The organism is Mycobacterium sp. (genome assembly GCF_049673265.1).
Lineage (GTDB): Bacteria > Actinomycetota > Actinomycetes > Mycobacteriales > Mycobacteriaceae > Mycobacterium.
The window spans coordinates 1-1,651 of record NZ_JBATXN010000474.1 but is presented as its reverse complement, the minus strand read 5'-3'; the positions used below and the strand labels follow the sequence as shown (position 1 = coordinate 1,651).

Below are 1,651 nucleotides of genomic sequence, written 5' to 3'. Positions count from 1 at the left end.
GCGTGTATGGGCGCACCAAACTGGCCGGCGAACAAGCTGTGCTGGCGACGCTGCCGGAGGCGGTGGTCGTCCGCACGGCCTGGGTGTACACCGGCGGAACCGGCAAGGACTTCGTCGCCACCATGCGCCGGCTGGCCGCCGGTGATCGCGTCGTCGAGGTGGTCGACGACCAGACCGGCTCGCCGACCTACGCCGGTGATCTGGTCGTCGCGCTGCTGCAGGTGGCCGACGGGGAAGTGCACGCGCCGCTGGTGCACGCCGCAAACGCTGGAGCGGTCAGCCGCTTCGGACAAGCCCGCGCGGTGTTCGAGGGCGTAGGTGCCGACCCGGAGCGGGTGGTGCCGGCTAGCAGCGCGGACAATCCGCGGCCGGCGCCGCGCCCGTCGTATTCGGTGCTGTCGAGTCGAGCCTCAGAGCAGGCGGGCCTGTCGCCGTTGCGGCCGTGGCAGGACGCGCTCTCGGCAGCGCTGCTCATCTAGGCCGATAGTCTCTACGCGTGAGCGACGTCCTGCCGGTCATCACCGTCACCTATTCCCCGGGCCCCCATCTGGACCGGTTTTTGGCATCGCTGTCGCACGCCACCGAGCGGCCGGTGAGCGTGCTGATGGCCGACAACGGGTCCACCGACGGAACACCGCAGGCCGCGGTCGAGCGCTACCCGGGCGTGCGGCTGTTCTCGACCGGGGCCAACCTGGGCTACGGCAGCGCGGTGAATCGCGCGATAGCGCAATTGGGAGATGCCGACGAGTGGGTCGTGGTGGCCAACCCGGACGTGCAGTGGGGACCCGGCAGTATCGACGCGCTGCTCGACGCTGCGGCCCGGTGGCCGCGCGCGGCGACGCTGGGCCCGATGGTCCACGACCCGGACGGATCGGTGTACCCGTCCGCGCGCCATCTGCCCAGCCTGATCCGCGGCGGCATGCACGCCGTAGTCGGACCGCTGTGGAAGAACAATCCATGGTCGACGGCCTACCGCCAGGAGCGGCTGGAACCCAGCGAGCGGCCGGTGGGCTGGCTTTCGGGGTCGTGCCTGCTGGTGCGCCGGGCGGCCTTCGAGCAGATCGGCGGCTTCGACGAGCGCTACTTCATGTATATGGAAGACGTCGACCTGGGCGACCGGTTAGGCAAGGCCGGCTGGCTGAACATCTATGTGCCGTCGGCGGAAGTGCTGCACCACAAGGGTCACGCCACCGGGCGCGAGTCGGCGCAGAACCTGGAGGCTCACCACAAAAGCACCTACACCTATCTCGCGGACCGGCATGCCGGTTGGCGCTATGCCCCGCTGCGCTGGGGCTTTCGGGCCGGGTTGGCCGTGCGCTCGCGGCTGATGGTGCGTGGATCGCGGCGAGCAGAAAGGCGGGACGCGTGACTGGCGTGGATGCTGTTGTTTTGGTGGGCGGCAAGGGAACTCGGCTGCGTCCGCTGACGCTGTCTGTGCCTAAGCCGATGCTGCCCACTGCCGGGCTGCCTTTCCTCACCCACCTGCTGTCCCGGATCGCCGCGGCCGGCATAGAGCGGGTGATTCTGGGCACGTCGTACAAGCCGGCGGTGTTCGAGGCGGAGTTCGGTGACGGGTCGAAGCTGGGTCTGCAGATCGAGTATGTGACCGAGGAACACCCGCTGGGAACCGGCGGCGGAATCGCCAACGTCG

The 1,651-nt window shown here is 69.2% G+C and carries 3 protein-coding genes; all 3 read left to right on the top strand.

Translation table 11 applies throughout. From position 1 onward, the window contains the following. Positions 1-479 (top strand): sugar nucleotide-binding protein (locus WBF82_RS16420; RefSeq protein ID WP_424384037.1); only part of this gene is annotated, 479 nt, incomplete at its 5' end. Between the two features lie 17 nt (positions 480-496). Next, positions 497-1,369 (top strand): glycosyltransferase family 2 protein, encoded by an 873-nt coding sequence (locus WBF82_RS16415; protein ID WP_424384036.1) that lies wholly within the window; start codon positions 497-499, stop codon positions 1,367-1,369. Continuing rightward, a partial coding sequence (locus WBF82_RS16410; protein WP_424384035.1) for a nucleotidyltransferase family protein occupies positions 1,366-1,651 on the top strand: 286 nt, incomplete at its 3' end. The genes WBF82_RS16415 and WBF82_RS16410, both read left to right, overlap by 4 nt.